This is a genomic window from Cellulomonas sp. ATA003, assembly GCF_031582905.1.
In the GTDB taxonomy this organism is placed as follows: domain Bacteria; phylum Actinomycetota; class Actinomycetes; order Actinomycetales; family Cellulomonadaceae; genus Pengzhenrongella.
In genome coordinates, this window is sequence record NZ_CP133990.1 from 2,195,469 (window position 1) to 2,212,116 (window position 16,648).

Annotated in this window: 14 protein-coding genes and 6 pseudogenes; 15 read left to right on the plus strand and 5 right to left on the minus strand. The window is 75.9% G+C overall.

What is annotated here, in order from left to right; all coding sequences use genetic code 11:
• Positions 1 to 30: 30 nt before the first annotated feature.
• From REH70_RS10880 to REH70_RS10930, 12 genes and pseudogenes are all read left to right on the plus strand, one after another.
• The gene (locus tag REH70_RS10880; protein WP_310747190.1) at positions 31 to 786 is read left to right on the plus strand and encodes a toxic anion resistance protein; all 756 of its coding nucleotides are present in this window, start codon (positions 31 to 33) and stop codon (positions 784 to 786) included.
• A pseudogene (locus REH70_RS20655) lies at positions 759 to 1,148 on the plus strand (toxic anion resistance protein); the annotation flags it as partial. The gene REH70_RS10880 and the pseudogene REH70_RS20655, both read left to right, overlap by 28 nt.
• A 109-nt stretch (positions 1,149 to 1,257) precedes the next feature.
• Positions 1,258 to 2,040: a hypothetical protein gene (locus REH70_RS10890; protein ID WP_310747193.1), complete on the plus strand. Its 783-nt coding sequence runs from the start codon at positions 1,258 to 1,260 to the stop codon at positions 2,038 to 2,040.
• A 157-nt stretch (positions 2,041 to 2,197) separates the two neighbouring features.
• Positions 2,198 to 2,626 (plus strand): annotated as a pseudogene (locus tag REH70_RS10895) (thioredoxin domain-containing protein); the annotation flags it as partial.
• A 107-nt stretch (positions 2,627 to 2,733) separates the two neighbouring features.
• Positions 2,734 to 4,443, plus strand: a complete 1,710-nt coding sequence (locus tag REH70_RS10900) for an N-acylglucosamine 2-epimerase (RefSeq protein ID WP_310747195.1) — start codon at positions 2,734 to 2,736, stop codon at positions 4,441 to 4,443.
• 40 nt (positions 4,444 to 4,483) lie between these two features.
• Positions 4,484 to 4,636 carry a hypothetical protein gene (locus REH70_RS10905; protein WP_310747197.1) on the plus strand — a complete coding sequence of 51 codons (153 nt, stop codon included), beginning with the start codon at positions 4,484 to 4,486 and terminating at the stop codon, positions 4,634 to 4,636.
• Positions 4,633 to 4,800 carry a hypothetical protein gene (locus REH70_RS10910; RefSeq protein ID WP_310747199.1) on the plus strand — a complete coding sequence of 56 codons (168 nt, stop codon included), beginning with the start codon at positions 4,633 to 4,635 and terminating at the stop codon, positions 4,798 to 4,800. Before REH70_RS10905 ends, REH70_RS10910 begins: the two co-directional genes overlap by 4 nt.
• 285 nt (positions 4,801 to 5,085) lie before the next feature.
• Positions 5,086 to 6,482: pseudogene (locus REH70_RS10915) on the plus strand (MFS transporter).
• 244 nt (positions 6,483 to 6,726) lie between these two features.
• A pseudogene (locus tag REH70_RS10920) lies at positions 6,727 to 7,416 on the plus strand (D-hexose-6-phosphate mutarotase); the annotation flags it as partial.
• Positions 7,417 to 7,481: 65 nt separating this feature from the next.
• The gene (locus REH70_RS20660; protein WP_396134512.1) at positions 7,482 to 7,616 is read left to right on the plus strand and encodes a hypothetical protein; all 135 of its coding nucleotides are present in this window, start codon (positions 7,482 to 7,484) and stop codon (positions 7,614 to 7,616) included.
• A gap of 110 nt (positions 7,617 to 7,726) precedes the next feature.
• Entirely contained in the window at positions 7,727 to 8,479 is a 753-nt protein-coding gene (locus REH70_RS10925) for an MBL fold metallo-hydrolase (protein ID WP_310747202.1), read from the plus strand.
• A 232-nt stretch (positions 8,480 to 8,711) separates the two neighbouring features.
• Positions 8,712 to 9,317 (plus strand): annotated as a pseudogene (locus tag REH70_RS10930) (GAF and ANTAR domain-containing protein); the annotation flags it as partial.
• A gap of 153 nt (positions 9,318 to 9,470) precedes the next feature.
• Here the strand turns inward: REH70_RS10930 and REH70_RS10935 are convergent.
• Positions 9,471 to 9,992 carry an MOSC domain-containing protein gene (locus tag REH70_RS10935; RefSeq protein ID WP_310754235.1) on the minus strand — a complete coding sequence of 174 codons (522 nt, stop codon included), beginning with the start codon at positions 9,990 to 9,992 and terminating at the stop codon, positions 9,471 to 9,473.
• Positions 9,993 to 10,510: 518 nt separating this feature from the next.
• The gene (locus tag REH70_RS10940; RefSeq protein ID WP_310747204.1) at positions 10,511 to 11,536 is read right to left on the minus strand and encodes a sigma-70 family RNA polymerase sigma factor; all 1,026 of its coding nucleotides are present in this window, start codon (positions 11,534 to 11,536) and stop codon (positions 10,511 to 10,513) included.
• Between the two features lie 218 nt (positions 11,537 to 11,754).
• Here REH70_RS10940 and REH70_RS10945 point away from each other — a divergent pair, with 218 nt between their 5' ends.
• Entirely contained in the window at positions 11,755 to 12,033 is a 279-nt protein-coding gene (locus tag REH70_RS10945; protein ID WP_310747206.1) for a hypothetical protein, read from the plus strand.
• A 42-nt stretch (positions 12,034 to 12,075) separates the two neighbouring features.
• Here the strand turns inward: REH70_RS10945 and REH70_RS10950 are convergent, their stop codons facing one another.
• A complete protein-coding gene (locus REH70_RS10950; RefSeq protein ID WP_310747208.1) occupies positions 12,076 to 12,585 on the minus strand; it encodes a mycothiol transferase in 510 nt (169 codons plus the stop codon).
• 237 nt (positions 12,586 to 12,822) lie between these two features.
• On the opposite strand from REH70_RS10950, the pseudogene REH70_RS10955 reads away from it, so the two are divergent.
• A pseudogene (locus tag REH70_RS10955) lies at positions 12,823 to 13,661 on the plus strand (LLM class flavin-dependent oxidoreductase).
• A gap of 226 nt (positions 13,662 to 13,887) precedes the next feature.
• Positions 13,888 to 15,615, plus strand: coding sequence for a thiamine pyrophosphate-requiring protein (locus tag REH70_RS10960; RefSeq protein WP_310747210.1), 1,728 nt, complete (start codon positions 13,888 to 13,890; stop codon positions 15,613 to 15,615).
• A gap of 19 nt (positions 15,616 to 15,634) precedes the next feature.
• Here REH70_RS10960 and REH70_RS10965 read toward each other — a convergent pair whose 3' ends face one another.
• Together REH70_RS10965 and REH70_RS10970 are read right to left on the minus strand one after the other, a co-directional pair.
• A complete protein-coding gene (locus REH70_RS10965; protein WP_310747212.1) occupies positions 15,635 to 16,144 on the minus strand; it encodes a DUF1697 domain-containing protein in 510 nt (169 codons plus the stop codon).
• Positions 16,128 to 16,643 (minus strand): DUF5997 family protein, encoded by a 516-nt coding sequence (locus tag REH70_RS10970; RefSeq protein WP_310747214.1) that lies wholly within the window; start codon positions 16,641 to 16,643, stop codon positions 16,128 to 16,130. Before REH70_RS10970 ends, REH70_RS10965 begins: the two co-directional genes overlap by 17 nt.
• Positions 16,644 to 16,648 lie beyond the last annotated feature (5 nt).

The following is a 16,648-nucleotide window of genomic DNA, read 5'->3' on the forward strand; positions in this document are numbered from 1 at the left end:
GGTAGACCCCGAGTGCTGGAGGAGGGCCACATGCCGGACCCGCGCGACCTTGGCCGCAACGAGTCACCGCAGCTCGAGGACTCGTTCAGGCTCGAGCCGCCGTCGCCGACGACCGAGGTCAGCGTCCACCAGCCGGAGAAGGTCGGCGGCATGGTGCTGGTCGATGCCGAGGCGCAGCGCGAGCACGCGGAGAGGGCGCAGTCCTTCCTCGACGACCTGCTCGACACCCCGTTGCACAGCCCGGAGTTCCAGACCAAGCTCGCCCGTCTCACCCGGCTGGGGGAAGGGACGATGCAGGGGGCCGGCGAGTCGGTCAACCGGATGCTCCAGCGGCCGGCAGCGGCCCTGTCCGGCAGTGGCGCGGACCCTGCTGCGCGCACGGGCAGGACCCTGGCGGAGCTCCGGCAGATCGTCACCGAGCTGGACCCCAAGCGGCACGACCTCACCGGCGCCCGGCGGACCTTCAAGCTCCTGCCCGGCGGGAGCCGGGTGCAGCGGTACTTCCAGAGGTACGAGGCCGCGCAGGAGCAGCTCACCGCCATCACCAAGGCCCTCAAGGGCGGCCAGGACGAGCTGCGACAGGACAACGCCGCCATCCAGACCGAGCGTGACGCCCTGTGGCAGGCGCTGGGCCAGCTGGCCGACGCGGCCGTCCTCGTCCGCCACCTGGGCGACGGTCTCGAGCAGCGGATCGCGGCCCTGCGGACCCGGGGCAGGGCGACGACGCCGCCGCCCTCGAGTCCGACGCCCTGTTCTCCCTGCGCCAGCGTCACCAGGACCTCATGACCCAGATGGCGGTCGCGGTCCAGGGCTACCTCGCGCTGGACGTCGTGAGGAAGAACAACGTCGAGCTCATCAAGGGCGTGGACCGCGCCCTGGACACCACCATGGCCGCGCTGCGCGTCGCCGTCATCACCTCGCAGGCGCTGGGACAGCAGCGGATCGTGCTCGCGCAGGTCGACGCACTCAACGCGACGACGTCGGACATGATCGTGGCCACCTCCGAGCTGCTGCGGACGCAGGGCACCGCCATCCAGCAGGGGGCGTCCCGAGCCACCGTGGACCCGGAGAAGCTCCAGCAGGCGTTCGACAACGTGTTCGGCGCGATGGACGAGATCGACCGGTACAAGGCCGAGGCCACGCGGTCGATGAAGCAGACCGTGGCGGTGCTCGAGGGGCAGGTGAGCCGCGCCAGACTGCACCTGGACCGCAGCCGCTCCCTCGACGCCGCCGCGGCGGACCCCGGAGGCACTGACCATGTCGCGACTGACGCTGGGCAACGTCGTCAAGGTGACGACCGTGCTCCTCTTCCTGCCCCTGCTCGCGTACCTGGTGCTCGTCATCGGCGCGGTGCGCAAGAACCTCAGGGCGACGCTCGAGGGCCTGCTCTACGCCGGGGCCTTCTCCACGGCGGTGTTCGTGCTCGACTTCTGGGGGCTGCCCGCCCTGCTCGCGCTGACGGCCATGGGCGCCTCGGGCGTCCGCTCCTGGCACCTGCGGGACCTGTGGCTGCCGGCGCGCCGCCGGTGGTGGAAGCGCGACCCGGCCGGGACGTCCTCCGTCGTCGAGCCGGCCCGCGCGCACGGCGGCCTCGCCGTCGAGGGGTCGGATCACCTGCCCTCGGCGGTCGCGTGGGTCCGCATGCAGGCCGAGCGGAACAGGCATCGCCTGCCGGAGGACGCCCACCGGACCGTCCTGCAGACCTGTCAGGTGCTGGACGCCGTGCTCGCGGCCGAGCAGCGTGAGCCCACCGCCGACCCGCGGTTCGAGTACGAGCTGGACGCCATGGCCCGGCGGTACCTGCCCGCCGTCCTCAAGAGCTACCTCGCGATCGCGCCGAGCCGGGTGCACGAGCGTCAGCCCAACGGGCGCACGCCCGTCGAGGAGCTGACCGAGCAGCTGCGGATCCTCGCGGCCCAGGCAGCCGCCCTCGACGCGAGCCGCCACCGTCACCTGACGGCGGAGCTGAGCACCAGCGGCAACTTCCTGCGGGAGAAGTACGGATACCACCAGCCGGACGCCGCCGACCGCGTCCGCTGACCGCCGCCGGGACGGCGCCGGGCTGGGGCCGCACCGGCGGGTCATACCGGCGGGTCGCACCGGCGGGACGCTCCGGACCGGATGACGGCGAAGGCCCGCGGGGACCGGTCGGAGCGTGCCTGTCGCGCGCCACGCCTGCAGGATCCACAGTGGGTGGATGCCGAACCGCCTCGCCCGGAGCACCAGCCCGTACCTCCAGCAGCACGCCGACAACCCGGTCGACTGGTTCCCGTGGGGCGACGAGGCGTTCGCCGAGGCGCGCCGCCGCGACGTCCCGCTGCTGGTCTCGGTCGGCTACGCCGCCTGCCACTGGTGCCACGTCATGGCGCACGAGTCGTTCGAGGACGACACAGTGGCCGCCTTCATGAACGAGCACTTCGTCAATGTCAAGGTGGACCGCGAGGAACGCCCGGACGTCGACGCCGTCTACATGGAGGCCACCCAGGCCATGACCGGCGCGGGCGGCTGGCCGATGACCGTCTTCACGACGCCCGACGGCGACCCCTTCTACTGCGGGACGTACTTCCCGCCGCGCCCCGTGCAGGGCATGCCGTCCTTCCCCCAGGTGCTGGCCGCGATGGCCGCTGCCTGGACCGGGCAGCGCAGCGACGTCGAGTCCAGCGCGGAGGCGATCCGGTCCGCGCTCGGCGAGCGCGCTCCCTCGCCGCACCGCCACCCGCGGGCGACGGTGCGGTGGCCGGCGCCCCCGTGGGCGGCGCGCTGCCGGGTGGCGCCGCGACCGGGCTCGACCCGGGCGTCGTCGACGACGCGGTCGCCGGGATCGCCCAGGGGTACGACGCCGCCCACGGCGGGTTCGGCCGCGCGCCCAAGTTCCCGCCGTCCATGGTGCTCGAGTGGCTCCTGCGTCACCACGCCCGCACCGGGAGCGCGGACGCCCTCGCGATGGCCGAGGGGACGCTGGAGGCGATGGCCCGCGGAGGCATGTACGACCAGCTCGGCGGCGGGTTCGCGCGGTACTCCGTCGACGCGACGTGGACCGTCCCGCACTTCGAGAAGATGCTGTACGACAACGCGCTGCTGCTGCGCGTCTACGCGCACTGGTGGCGGGCCACCGGCTCCCCGCTCGCGCACCGCGTGGTCACCGAGACGGCCGGCTGGATGCTGCGCGAGCTGCGTACCGACGCCGCCGGTTTCGCCTCCGCGCTCGACGCCGACAGCGAGGGGCGCGAGGGCGCGTTCTACGCGTGGACGCCCGCCCAGCTGCGCGCCGTCCTGGGCGACGACGACGGCGCCTGGGTGGCCGACCTGCTGGGCGTCACCGCGGCGGGCACGTTCGAGCACGGCAGCTCCGTGCTGCAGCTGCGCGCCGACCCGCCGGCCGGAGACGCCCCGCGCTGGGCCGACCTCCGCGCCCGCCTGCTGGCGGCCCGCGAGACCCGACCGCGGCCCGGCCGGGACGACAAGGTCGTGTCCGGCTGGAACGGCCTCGCGATCGCCGCGCTCGCCGACGCCGGCAGCCTGCTGGGTCGCCCCGAGTGGGTGGGTGCCGCGACCGACGCCGCCCGCCTGCTGGTCGACGTGCACGTGCGGCCGGGCACCGGCGGGGCGCCCGGGTCCCGCCTCGTGCGGACCTCGCGTGACGGCGTCGCCGGCTCGGCCGCCGGCGTGCTCGAGGACTACGCCGACGTCGCCGAGGGGCTCCTGGCGCTGTGGTCGGCGACCGGCGACCCGCGGTGGTGCGACCACGCGGGGTCGCTGCTGCGGACGGTGCTCGACCACTTCGGGGACGGCTCCGGGGGCTTCTTCGACACCTCCGACGACGAGACGGACACCGTGCTGGCCCGCATCCGCCGCCCGCAGGACCCCGCCGACGGGCCGGTCCCAGCCGGCGGTGCCGCGGCCGCCGGTGCGCTGCTGACGTTCGCGGCGCTCACCGGCTCGCTCGAGCACCGGGAGGCCGCCGAGGCCGCGCTGCGCGAGCCGCTGCGGATCTCCGAGCGGTACCCGCGCGCCGCCGGCTGGGCGCTCGCGGTGGCCGAGGCGGTCCTCGACGGGCCACGCGAGGTCGCCGTCGTCGGCCCGCCCGGCGACGACGCGACCCGCGCCCTGCTCGCGACGGCACGTGCCGCCACCGCACCCGGGCTCGTGGTCGCCATGGCCGACGCCACGAGCGGGGCGGGCGACGACCTGCCCGCGCTGCTGCGTGACCGCCCGCTCGTCGACGGCCGCCCGGCCGCCTACGTGTGCCGCGGGTTCGTCTGCGACCGGCCCACGACCGATCCCGCGGAGCTCGCCCGCCAGCTCGCGACCCCGGCGCCGCGCGCCGGGACCGCGGGCGCCGGGACCGCGGGCGCCGGGGTTGCGAGCGCCGGGACCGCGGGCGCGACCCTGCCGGTCCGGCTGCCGCGTTCCCCGGGTGGCGGTGCGGGCGGTCCGGCGTAGCGTCGGGCGCGCCCGAGAACCCGACGCGCGAGGAGACAACATGAGCGAGGACACGTCCGTCCCGGTCCCCGAGACCCCAGCCGAGGACCCTGACGCCGCCTACGCCGAGCCCGCGAACGACGACCTCGGTCTGACCGACCGCCAGGACTCGATCGACGGTGCCGGCTTCGAGCTCGAGGAGGAGCGCCCATGAGCACCGACACCCCCGACGACGCCGGCACGACGCGGGAGCAGGATCTCCCCGCCGACGCCGCCTCCCGCGGCGAGCTGCCCGCGGACCCGGAGAACACCGACCCGACACCGGGGTCGGACAACGACGGCATCGAGCCGGGCTACACGCCGCCGTCCGGCACCTGACCCGGGCACCGGGGCGGACGGCGCAGAGCCGCCGAACGGGGGCAGGGCCGCCGAACGGGGGCAGGGCCGCCGAACGGGGGCAGGGCCGCCGGACGGACGCCGGGCCGCCGGACGCACGGCGCTCGCGAGCGCGCCGACCACCCGCGGGCGGTCGGCGCGTGGCCGTCCCGGCCACCGGTAGGGTGCGGCCGCGGCGCGTCCTACGCGCTGCTCCACCCCCGCCACCGGGCCCCAACCCGCACCGGCGCCCCGGGACCGCGTGCGGCTCCCCGGTACGACGTGCGCATGACGCGGCCCGCGAGGAGAGAGAGACCCGTGACCAGCACGCCCACGCGCACGCGGACCGAACGCCTGGACGCCCTGCCCTTCACGCGCCAGCACCGCAAGCTCCTGGCGGGGTCCGGCCTCGGCTGGGCGTTCGACGCCATGGACGTCGGCCTCATCTCGTTCGTCATCGCCGCGCTCGGCGTGCAGTGGGGCCTCAGCGACGGCGAGCGGTCCTGGATCGCGTCCGCCGGGTTCATCGGGATGGCCGTCGGCGCGAGCCTCGGCGGCCTGCTGGCCGACCGCATCGGCCGGCGCCAGGTGTTCGCCCTCACGCTGCTGGTCTACGGCCTGGCGACCGGCGCGTCCGCGCTCGCGGCCTCGGTCGGCGTCCTCATCGCGCTGCGGTTCGTCGTCGGGCTGGGCCTCGGCGCGGAGCTGCCGGTCGCGTCCACGCTGGTCAGCGAGTTCGCCCCGCCGCGCATCCGCGGCCGGGTCGTCGTCGCGCTGGAGGCGTTCTGGGCGGTCGGCTGGACCCTCTCCGCGCTCATCGGCTACCTCGTCGTCCCGGGCAGCGACGACGGCTGGCGCTGGGCGCTGGCGATCGGCGCCCTGCCTGCCCTGTACGCCGTCGTCATCCGCCGCGGCCTGCCCGAGTCGGTCCGCTTCCTCGAGTCGCGCGGCCGGCACGCCGAGGCCGAGGCCGTCGTCGAGCAGTTCGAGGCCTCCGCCGCCGGCCGGTCGGCCCCGCCGGCCACCGGCACCGGCACCGGCACCGGCACCACCGTGATCGACGAGCGCACCGACGACGCCCCCACCGCTCCCCGCGCCTCGGCGAGATCTGGTCGGCCCGGCTGCGCCGTCGCACCGCGATGCTGTGGATCGTGTGGTTCGCCGTGAACTTCTCCTACTACGGCGCGTTCATCTGGCTGCCCAGCCTCCTCGTCGAGTCCGGGTTCTCCCTCGTGCGCTCCTTCGAGTACACGCTGATCATCACGCTGGCCCAGCTACCGGGGTACTTCGCATCCGCGGTCCTCATCGAGAAGTGGGGGCGCCGACCCACGCTGGTGACCTTCCTGCTCGGCTCCGCGGTCTCCGCCGGGCTGTTCGCGCAGGCCGACGGCGTCACCCAGGTGATCGTCGCCGGGATGCTGCTGTCCTTCTTCAACCTCGGCGCCTGGGGCGCGCTCTACGCGGTCACCCCCGAGCTGTACCCCACCCGGCTGCGCGGGACCGGCGCGGGCTCGGCGGCGGCGTTCGGTCGCATCGCCTCCATCCTCGCGCCGCTCGCCGTGCCGCTGCTGCGCGACCAGGGCGGCACCGGGCTGGTGTTCGGGGTGTTCGCGGGCGTGTTCGTCGTCGCGGCGGCCGGCTCGCTCGGGCTGCCCGAGCGGCGTGGAACGGTCCTCGAGGACTGACCGCACCGCCTCGTCTTGCCGGTCCACCCGGCGCGGGGCACGCTGGCACCGGAACCCCGTCACTACCCGAGAGGCCGACATGACCAGCCAGGACGAGTCCACCCCCGACACCCCCCGCCCCAGCGACGTGCCCGAGGGGAGGTCCCGAACACCGAGTCGGGCGCCGGCATGGGCGCCGGCGAGCCGTCGTCGTTCGAGCCCGAGGAGGACCCGGAGTCGGTCCCCGACCCGGAGTGACCGGCCGATGAGCGACGCACCCGTGCTGCCGTCCTCCGTACGCCTCGAGGACGGCAGCGGCGGACTGCCGCGCGTCGTCGTCCAGGGCCCCGCCGCCACCGCGGAGGTCTACCTCCAGGGCGGCCACGTCACCGCCTGGCGACCGTCCGGGCACGACGACGTCCTGTGGACCAGTGCGCGCAGCCGGTTCGCCGAGGGAACCGCCATCCGGGGTGGCGTCCCGGTCTGCTTCCCGTGGTTCGGGCCGCTGGAGGGGCACCCGGACGCACCCGCGCACGGCTTCGCCCGCACGCTGCCGTGGACGCTGGACGCGGTCGAGGAGTCGGGCGACGACGTCGTCGTGGCGTTGAGCCTCACCGACTCCCCCGCCACGCACTCCACCCCGTGGCCGCACCCCTTCCGGGCCGAGCTGCGGGTCACCGTCGGTGCACGGCTCACCCTCGCCCTGACGGTGCACAACACCGGGGAGCACCCGGTGACCTTCGCCGAGGCGCTGCACACCTACCTCGGCGTCGGGGACGTCCGGCAGGTCGAGGTCGGCGGGCTCGAGGGCAGGCGGTACATCGACAAGCTCGGCGGACCGGAGCCCGTGGACGGTTCGGCGGAGCCGGCCCGGATCACCGGTGAGACCGACCGCATCTACCTCGACACCCGCGGGACCACGACCGTCGACGACCCGGCCGCCGGACGCCGGCTCGACGTCACCGGCGAGGAGCGGGCACGACCGTGCTGTGGAACCCGTGGACGACCAAGGCCGCCGCCATGCCGGACTTCGGCGACGACGAGTGGACCGGCATGGTCTGCGTCGAGACGTGCAACGTCGGCCCGGCCACGGTCACGCTCACGCCGGGCGCGAGCCACACGATGACCGCCACGATGGGGGTCACCGCGCGCTGACGGACCCGTCCGGCAGCCGGCCGCGCCACGGGCTGCCGGTCGGCGCGCGACGCGGCGAGGACGCGGTTAGCGTGCGGACGAGCCACCGTCGTCCAGCCCCGGAGCGCGCCATGCCCACCCCGCTCACGACCGAGGTCGCCGACCGCGTCCACCGCCTCGAGCACGCGTACGTCAACGTCTACCTCGTCGAGGACGAGGGCCGCGTCCTCCTCGTCGACACCGGGCTGCCCCGCGCGTGGGAGCACATCGGTCTCGCCCTGCGGCACCTCGGGCACCGGCCCGACGACGTCGCCGCGATCGCCCTGACGCACGCGCACTTCGACCACACCGGGACCGCCGCCCGGGCGCAGGAGCGGCTCGGGGTGCCCATCTGGGCACACCGCGAGGACTTCTTCATCGCGGCGCACCCCTACCGGTACGCGCACGAGAACCTGCGCTCGGTCTACCCCGTGCGCTACCCGGGGTCGCTGGGGATCCTCGCCGCGATCGCACGGGCCGGCGCCCTGCGGGTCCGCGGCGTCCAGGGGCTCACGCCGTACACCACCGAGGGCGAGCTCGACCTGCCCGGCAGCCCGCGGGTCGTGTTCACGCCCGGGCACACGTTCGGGCACGTCGCGCTGCACCTGCCCGGACGTGACGCGGTCATCAGCGGGGACGCGCTCGTCACGCTCGACCCGTACACCGGCCACACCGGCCCGCAGATCGTCGCCGGCGCCGCCACCGCCGACAGCACGCAGGCGCTCGCGTCCCTGGGGCGACTGGCGGCGACCGGTGCCTCCGTCGTCCTGCCGGGGCACGGCGAGCCGTGGACGGCCGGCGTCGCCTCGGCCGTCGAGCTCGCCCGCGAGCGCGGGGCGCACTGAGCGGGCGCCGTCGCCCCCGGCATCCACGGGCGGGCCGACGGGCGTCGACCGCGCCCGTCCACCGGTGCCCGCCCGGCCGTCGGGCGCCGTTGCGCCCCGCGGGCCCGGTGGGAGGATGGGCAGGTCACCGGTCGCGGGACCCGCGGCCGCGCTGACGACCACACCGCAACGACGCGGCCCGAGGGAGACGACGATGACCGACCTCCACACCTTCACGTCCCGGCCCGTGCCCATGGCCGACGACGCCCTGCTCGACTCGATCGCCGCACAGGCCGGCGACCTCGTCCGTCCGGGCCTGCAGTGCGCCATCACGCTGCGCGAGTTCCGCAGCACGCGCATCGCGGGGAGCAGCGACGTCACCGCACGTCGGTGCGAGGCCACCGCCCAGGCGGAGCGGTCCGGTCCTGCCCAGACCGCGCTGGAGGAGAGCCGCGTCGTCGTGGTCGCGCACACCGGCCGGACGCGACGCTGGCCGGCCTGGCGCGACACGGCCGTGCGCGAGGGCTTCCGGACCGCCGTCGCCCTGCCGGCGCCGGTCGGCCGTGGCGTCGACGTCGCGGTCGTGCTCCTCGACCCTGCGCCGGCTCCGTGGGAGCGCGACGAGCTGCGCCGCGCGACGACGTTCGCCCGGCAGGTCGCGCGGGTGGTCGCGCTCGAGCTCGAGGTGGGCCGGCTGCGGTGCCTCGCCGAGGAGCTGTTCGCGGGGGTGTCGGCCCGGGACACCATCGGTCAGGCGACCGGCATCGTCATGGCGCAGCGCAGCTGCGGCCCCGAGGAGGCGCTGGGCGTCCTGCGCGGTGCGGCCGAGCACCGCGGCCTCCAGCTGCGCGACCTCGCGGCGATGATCGTGGCGGAGATGGCGCGGGCCGACCAGATCCCGCCGTCGCTGTACACCGAGTCCCCGCACCCCGCGACGTCGTCGGCACGCGGGCCCACCGGCTCCCTGACCGGGTGGGTTCCGCACCCACCGTCGGGTGAGCGGGCGGGCCGGTCAGACTGGCTGGAGCGGCGTGTGCGGGCCGTCGGGCAGCCTGAGGGAGATCGGGTCACCCGCGCGCACCACGCCGCCGCGCAGCACGACCGCCATGACACCGGCCCGACGCAGCACGTTCCCCGCCGCGTCGCGCGTGATCATCTCCTTCATCAGCCCGGGTGCGAAGCGGTCGATCTGCACGCACGGGTTGCGCAGACCGGTGAGCACGACGGCGGCCTCGGCCCCGAGCCCCAGGACGGTGCCGGTGGGCAGCCACAGCAGCGCGATCCCGCGGGTCGTGATGTTCTCGCCCATCTCGCCGGGCGCGACGACGAAGCCGCGGGCGGCGACGTCGTCGAGCACCTCCTCGTGCAGCAGGTGCACCTGGCGCAGGTTGGGGGCCTCGGGCTCCCGCGCGGCCCGGGAGCGGTGCTTGACGGTCGCTCCGGCGTGCGCGTCGCCCTCGACACCCAAGCCCTCGACCAGGGTGATCGCGTCCACCACGGGCTTGGTGAACCGGTGGCGGTCGTCGCGGCTCACCGCGACGACGCTGCCGTTCGCGGGTCCCGGATCCGCCTCGTGGGCGCGACGGACGGGATCGGTCGGCGGCACGGTGGCGGGCACGCGGGTGGGCACACCGCCATCCTCCCCGGTCGTGGCCCGGTCTCGCGATGACTCGCCCGACCGGACGCGGTCTACCCGCCATGAGCGACTCCGGGCCCGGCGTGGTCCACGTCGACGGCGGCACGCTGCGGGTCGACGTGGGCGGCACCTGCCGGGCCGTCGGCGTCCGGGCGCGGGCGACGGGCGCGCACGTCGTCGTGTGTCACGTCGCCGACCTGCCGGCGTCGGACCTCGCGACCGTCGAGGCGCTCGCCCGGCTGCACCTCGCGGTCCAGCCGGGCGCCCGGGTCGTGCTCGACGGGACCGCGCCGGCACTCCGGGCGCTGATCGACCTCGCCGGGCTGTCCGACGTCCTCGAGGACGTCCGTGCCGTCCCGACCACGGAAGGTCTGCCGACCGGCGGGTCCGCCACCACCGGCGCCGGGCCGGCGGCGTCAGGCGTCGAGGTGCAGCGGCAGCCCGAAGACGCGGAAGTGGTCGGGCCCCACGAAGTTGGTGATGCTGCTGATCCGACCGTCCCGGATCTCGAGCAGGTGAACGGCCCACGGGTCCCACCGCCCGGGCGTGCCGCCGGGCTTGTACTGCGCGAAGGCGGGTGACCCGTTGGCGGACACCGCGACGAGCCGGGACCCGCGGCAGCCCGCCCCCGGACCCAGGTGCCACCGGCCGATGTCCACCGGCCCGCTGATCCACAGGGCCCACGGCGGCATCGACTGCGTCGCGTCCTCGTGCAGCAGCGCGACCAGGGCCTCGATGTCGTACGCCTCGAACGCCTCGACGTAGCGCGCGAGCAGGGCGGCGTGCTCGTCGTCGAGCGGGTCCGGTGCCGCGCCGGCGTCGGCGAGGCGCGTGCCGGCGATCGTGACGCGCGCACGCTGCAGGGCGCTGTTGACGGAGGCGACCGTGGTCCCGAGCAGGTCGGCGACCTCGTCGGCGCGCCACCGCAGCACCTCGCGCAGGATGAGCACGGCGCGCTGCCGGGCCGGCAGGTGCTGCAGCGCCACGACGAACGCCAGCCGGACCGACTCCCGGGCGACCGCGAGCTCGGCCGGGTCGGAGGTCTCCGGCATGATGCGGTCGTCCGCTGCGGGGCCGACCCAGGTCCGCTCCGGCAGCGGGGCGCCGAGCGACGACGCCACCGGCGGGGACGCACCCGGCGACAGGTCCATCGGCATCGCGCGGCGGCGGGTCGCGCCGGTGACGTCGAAGCACACGTTCGTGGCGATGCGGTACAGCCAGGTGCGCAGCGACGCGCGGCCGTCGAACCGGTCGATCCCGCGCCACGCCCGGACCATGACCTCCTGGACGGCGTCGTCGGCGTCGAACGCGGAGCCCAGCATGCGGTAGCAGTAGCCGGTCAGCTCGCGACGGTGCGCCTCGAGCTGCCGCTCGACCTCCTCCGACACCCGCGGGGGCGCCTCCACGGGCGCGTCGACTGTCGGGGACACGGGACCGGCCATGCCGGCCTCCCTTCACGACGAAGCGGTGGTGCGGCCCCCGGTGCCCCCGCCCGCTCACGGGCCGGCGCGCACACCGGTGTGGCCGCGGTCACGATCCTGGCAGCCGCCTCCCACACGCGACAACCACCCCGGGGCAACCGTCCGGCGACGCACCGGACCACCGGACCGGGCGACCGCTCGACCACCACGCGCACCGCCATGCTCGTACACTTGTTCGAATGCAGGAGGTCGACTGGTCGCGCTGGCGGCGCACCGCGCGGGGGTACGAGCTCATCCCGCCGGACGGCTGCCCACGCGGGCACCGCTGGACGCGCGACGGCCCCGGTCGCCCGGCGCAGCGCTCGGTGACGTGCGGGTGCACCCCGGACCGTCGCCACCTCGTGTGGGTGTGCCCGACCTGCGCGACCTACTGCGCCCAGGGCTGCGTCGACGTCGGCGCGTGGGCGTCGTCGACGGTCCCGGTGGGCGTGTCGCCCGACCGACGGGCCGCGCTGTGACGCGCAGGCCGCCCGGTCGGGACCGACCGGGCGGCGGTGACGTCAGCCCGCCGCCGCGAGCAGCCCGCGCACGTACGCGGCCTGCCCCGCGTGCTGCAGGTCGTCGCCGATGACGCTGACCAGGCGCACCCCGAGCGTGACCGGCGGGTCGTAGGAGCTGTCCACGACGCGGTCGAGGTCGGCGTCGGTGACCGCGGACAGGTGCTCGGTCGTCCGGGCGTGCACCGCCTCGAGGTACCCCAGCAGCAGGTCGGCCGGCGCCTGCACGGCAGCAACCTGCTCGGGCGTGTGACCGTAGCCGGTGTCGGCCGGGTCCAGCGCCAGCCCGAAGCGGTCGGCCCAGCCCTCGGCGACCCACACCTGGTCGGCGTCGAAGGCGTCGGCCAGGTGGTCGTCCTGCACGCGGGCCAGGTGCCACACGAGCCAGGCCACGGTGTTCGTGCCCTCCGCCGGCGGTCGGGCCAGGTCGTCCGGGTCGATCCCGTCCAGCGTGGACCGCACCACCTCCCGCACCCGCCCGAACCCGTCCGCGAGCGCCTCCGCAGCCAGCATCACCGTCTCCTCTCCGCCGTGCTCCGTGCTCCGTCGCGACCATGGTGGGGCCGCCAGGCCCGTGCGGCGCGCCGAGCCGACGACCCGCCACCTGCCCGACGACGGCGTCGGCGTGCCACGGTGGTCGACGGCACGGGCGCGGCCGGGCACGGGCGCGGCCCGGGCACGGGCGCCGAGGAGGGTGCGATGCGGTTCGCGGTCAGCACGCCGAACTTCGGCGTGGGCCTGGGCGCCGCGATGGTCGGGGACCTGGCCGCCGCGGCCGAGGACGCCGGCTGGGACGGCTTCTTCCTGTGGGACCACGCGCTCGCCTTCAGGCCTCGGCCGGTCGACCTCGTCGACCCGTGGATCGCCCTCACGGTCGCGGCGCTGCGCACGAGCCGCATCCGGCTCGGCACGCTGGTGACGCCGCTCCCCGGCGCCGCCCGGTCACGCTCGCCCGCCAGGTCGCGACGCTGGACCACCTCTCCGGCGGCCGCGTGACGCTCGGCGTCGGGACGGGCGCGATGCCGTTCGAGTGGGAGTACAGCGGTGAGGAGGCCGACCCGGTCGTCCGGGGCGACATGCTCGACGAGGGGCTCGACGTGCTGACCGCGCTGTGGTCGGCGACGCCGGTCCGGCACCGGGGGACGCACTACCGGCTCGGTGGCCCCGGTGACTGGGGTGCGCTGCACCACCCGCCGCCGGTGCAGCGCCCGCGGGTGCCGGTGTGGGTCGCGGCCACCTGGGTCGACGGCGGCGCGGGGCGACCCCTGCGTCGAGCGGCCCGGTGGGACGGCGTGGTGCCGATGCGCCTCGACGGCCGGTGGGAGCCCGCCGACACCGCGGGCGTGGTGGCGGCCGTGCGACGCCGGCGCGGTTCGGTGGACGGCTTCGACGTCGCGGTCCCGGGCGAGAGCGAGCCCGGCACCACCCACGACACCGCCGCGCACGACGCCGCCGCGGCGCAGGCCGCCGCCGGGGCGACCTGGTGGGTCGAGGCGGTGCATCCCTGGCGCTACGGCGTCGACGACGACGACCCGTGGCCGTGGACCGCGATGCGCGCCCGGATCGCCGCGGGGCCACCGCGCGCCTGACCTCCCCGCGCGTCGCGTCAGGCCACGCGGCCCGTGCGGGCGTGGGCCGGAGCGGCCGCCGGGGTCCCGTGCGGATGCGGCACCCCCGCGCCGCGCCGACGATGGGCGGACCATCCGGACCGAGCCGAGGAGCACCCCATGGCCAGCACGACGCCCCGCCCGGTCGCCCGATGAGGACGGTCGCCGACGGTCTGGTCGACCGGCTCCGCGCGTGGGGGTGCGCCGGGTGTTCGGGTACGCCGGGGACGGCATCGACCCGATCCTCGCCGCGCTGGCGCGGGCCACCGACCACATCGAGCTCGTCACCGCCCGGCACGAGGAGATGGCCGCGTTCATGGCCACCGGGCACGCCAAGTACTCCGGCGAGGTCGGCGTGTGCCTGGCGACGCAGGGTCCGGGCGCCGTGCACCTACTCACCGGGCTCTACGACGCGAAGCTGGACCGCAAGCCCGTGGTCGCCGTCGTCGGGCAGGTCGTGTCGACCGCGCTGGGCAGCGGGTACCTGCAGGAGGTCGACCTGCCGACGCTGTTCAAGGACGTGTGCGGCCAGTACGTGCAGACCGTCACGGCGCCCGAGCAGCTGCCGCTCGTGCTGGACAACGCGATCCGCACCGCGATCGCGACGTCCAGCCCCACCTGCGTGATCGTCACGCACGACGTCCAGCGGGCCGACCTGCCGGACGACCTGCCCGCGGCGCACGGCGTCGTGCACACCGGCGACGTCGTGCCGCGGTCGCGCGTGCTCCCGGCGGAGACCGACCTCGCGCGGGCTGCCGAGGTCCTCGACGCCGGGTCGCGGGTCGCGCTGCTGGTCGGGCAGGGCGCCGCCGGCGCGACGCGCGAGGTGCTCGAGGTCGCCGAGCGCCTCGGCGCCGGGATCACGACGTCGCTGCTCGGCAAGCCGCTGCTCGACGAGTCGCTGCCGTACCACTGCGGCGTCATGGGGCACCTGGGCACGACGGCGTCGGCGGACCTCATGGCCGGGTGCGACACGCTGCTCATCGTGGGCAGCAGCGACCCGTGGACGGAGTTCTACCCGACGCCGGGGCAGGCCCGCACGGTGCAGATCGACGTCGCCGCGCGCAACATCGGGGCGAAGTACCCGGTCGAGGTCGGCCTGGCCGGCGACTCGGCGCACACGCTCGCCGCGCTCACGCCGATGCTCGCGCCGAAGGACGGCGCGTGGCGCGCGCGGGTCGAGGCCGACGTCCGGTCCTGGCACGACATCGCCGCGCAGCGGGCGCAGGACCCCGCGGAGCCCCTGAACCCCCAGCTCGTCGTCCGGACGCTGTCCGACCACCTCCCGCCGGACGCGCAGGTGTCGGTCGACGTCGGCTCGGTCGTGTACTGGTACGCCCGACACCTGCGCCTGCCCGCCGGGGTGCCCGCGCACCTGTCCAGCACCCTGGCGTCGATGGGGTCGGCGATGCCGTACGGCATCGCGGCGAAGCTGCTGCACCCGGACCGCCCGGTGGTCGCGCTGGCCGGCGACGGCGCGATGCAGATGAACGGGCTCGCCGAGCTCATCACGGTCGGCGCGCGGTGGCGGGACTGGGCCGACCCCCGGTTCGTGGTGCTCGTGCTGCACAACGGGGACCTCGCCGAGGTGTCCTGGGAGCAGCGCGAGATGGAGGGCGACCCCCGGTTCCCCGTCTCGCAGGACGTCCCCGCGTTCCCGTACGCCGGCTACGCCGAGCTGCTGGGCCTGCGCGGCATCCGGGTCGACGACCCGGCCGGGGTCGACGCTGCCTGGCGCGAGGCGATGGCCGCGGACCGGCCGTGCGTCGTCGAGGCCGTCGTCGACCCGCGCACCCCGCTGCTCGCGCCGCGGCGTCCGGAGGAGACGGTGGAGCCCATGTGGCGGGGTCTGGAGCAGGAGCCCGACGGCGGCCCGGCCGCGGCGCAGCTGCGACGGCAACGTGCGCAGGAGGACGCAGCGCCGCCCGCAGGGTGACCGTCCGGGTCGCGTGGGGTCAGTCCGCGTCGAGCAGCTCCAGGAGCCGGGTGACGGTGCGCCAGTTGCGCGTCGTCGCCGGCCCGCCGGATGCGTCCACGACGGCGCGGCGGGTGAGCTGGGCGGCCAGCTCGCTGCGTCCCAGTCCGTCCGGGGTGTGCAGGTAGAGGACGCCGTCGACCACGCGGGCGTCGTCCGGGCTGCCCTTGGCCCGGGCCCGCGCCACCGCGTCGGCGACGGCGGCCGGTCCGCCCGGTCCGAGACCTCCCTGCACGAGCACGACGTGCAGGCGCGTGCCGTCGTCCTCGTCCGGGAAGGGGTTCCGGACGACCACCTGCGCGAGGTCCGCGCGGGTCAGGGCGACGACGTCCGGCGACAGCGCCGTCCGGTCGGCCAGCGCCCGGGCGACCCCGGCGGCGACGACGGCGGGGTCGTCGACGTCGCTGGTGAGGACCACGTTGCCGCTCTGCACGTACGTCGCGACGTCCCGGTGGCCCAGCGAGCGGACGGCCTCACGCAGGTCGGCCATGGGCAGCCGACTCCGCCCGCCGACGTTGACCGCCCGCAGCAGCGCGACGTGGGTGCGCACCGGAGGACCGCCGGACCGCTACGCCGGGGGCGGACGCGGCGCGACGCTGGGCGTCGCGCTCCTTGAGCCGCTGCTCCTCGCGCTTGACCTCGGCGAGGCTCGCGCGCTCCTGGGACAGCCACTCGGGCGGGTTCGCGATGAGGTCGTCGATCTGCTCGGTCGTCAGCGGGTCGGTCAGGCCGTGCCGGGCGAGCCCGCTGGTCGAGATCCGCAGGCGGGCCGCGACCACCGAGCGCGGGTGCGGCCCGGTGCGACGCAGCTCGACGAGCCACGGCGGCGGCGTGCGCTGCAGCGCGTTGAGCTCCTCGCGCGTGACCACACCCTCCTGGAACTCCGGGGGCGTCGCCGGGAGGAGGACCCCGAGCTTCGCGGCGGCCGTCGCCGGCTTCATGGTCTGGGTCTGCTTCGACCGTGGGGGCGTGCTGTCCGGTTCCGTCACGCGGG

Coding starts and splice junctions, on each gene's coding strand:
- REH70_RS10950 (WP_310747208.1), bottom strand. CDS start 12,585: ATGCTGGCTGCGGAGGCGCTCGCGGACGGGTTCGGGCGGGTGCGGGAG.
- REH70_RS10880 (WP_310747190.1), top strand. CDS start 31: ATGCCGGACCCGCGCGACCTTGGCCGCAACGAGTCACCGCAGCTCGAG.
- REH70_RS10965 (WP_310747212.1), bottom strand. CDS start 16,144: ATGGCCGACCTGCGTGAGGCCGTCCGCTCGCTGGGCCACCGGGACGTC.
- REH70_RS10890 (WP_310747193.1), top strand. CDS start 1,258: ATGTCGCGACTGACGCTGGGCAACGTCGTCAAGGTGACGACCGTGCTC.
- REH70_RS20660 (WP_396134512.1), top strand. CDS start 7,482: ATGCCGGACTTCGGCGACGACGAGTGGACCGGCATGGTCTGCGTCGAG.
- REH70_RS10940 (WP_310747204.1), bottom strand. CDS start 11,536: ATGGCCGGTCCCGTGTCCCCGACAGTCGACGCGCCCGTGGAGGCGCCC.
- REH70_RS10910 (WP_310747199.1), top strand. CDS start 4,633: ATGAGCACCGACACCCCCGACGACGCCGGCACGACGCGGGAGCAGGAT.
- REH70_RS10945 (WP_310747206.1), top strand. CDS start 11,755: ATGCAGGAGGTCGACTGGTCGCGCTGGCGGCGCACCGCGCGGGGGTAC.
- REH70_RS10905 (WP_310747197.1), top strand. CDS start 4,484: ATGAGCGAGGACACGTCCGTCCCGGTCCCCGAGACCCCAGCCGAGGAC.
- REH70_RS10925 (WP_310747202.1), top strand. CDS start 7,727: ATGCCCACCCCGCTCACGACCGAGGTCGCCGACCGCGTCCACCGCCTC.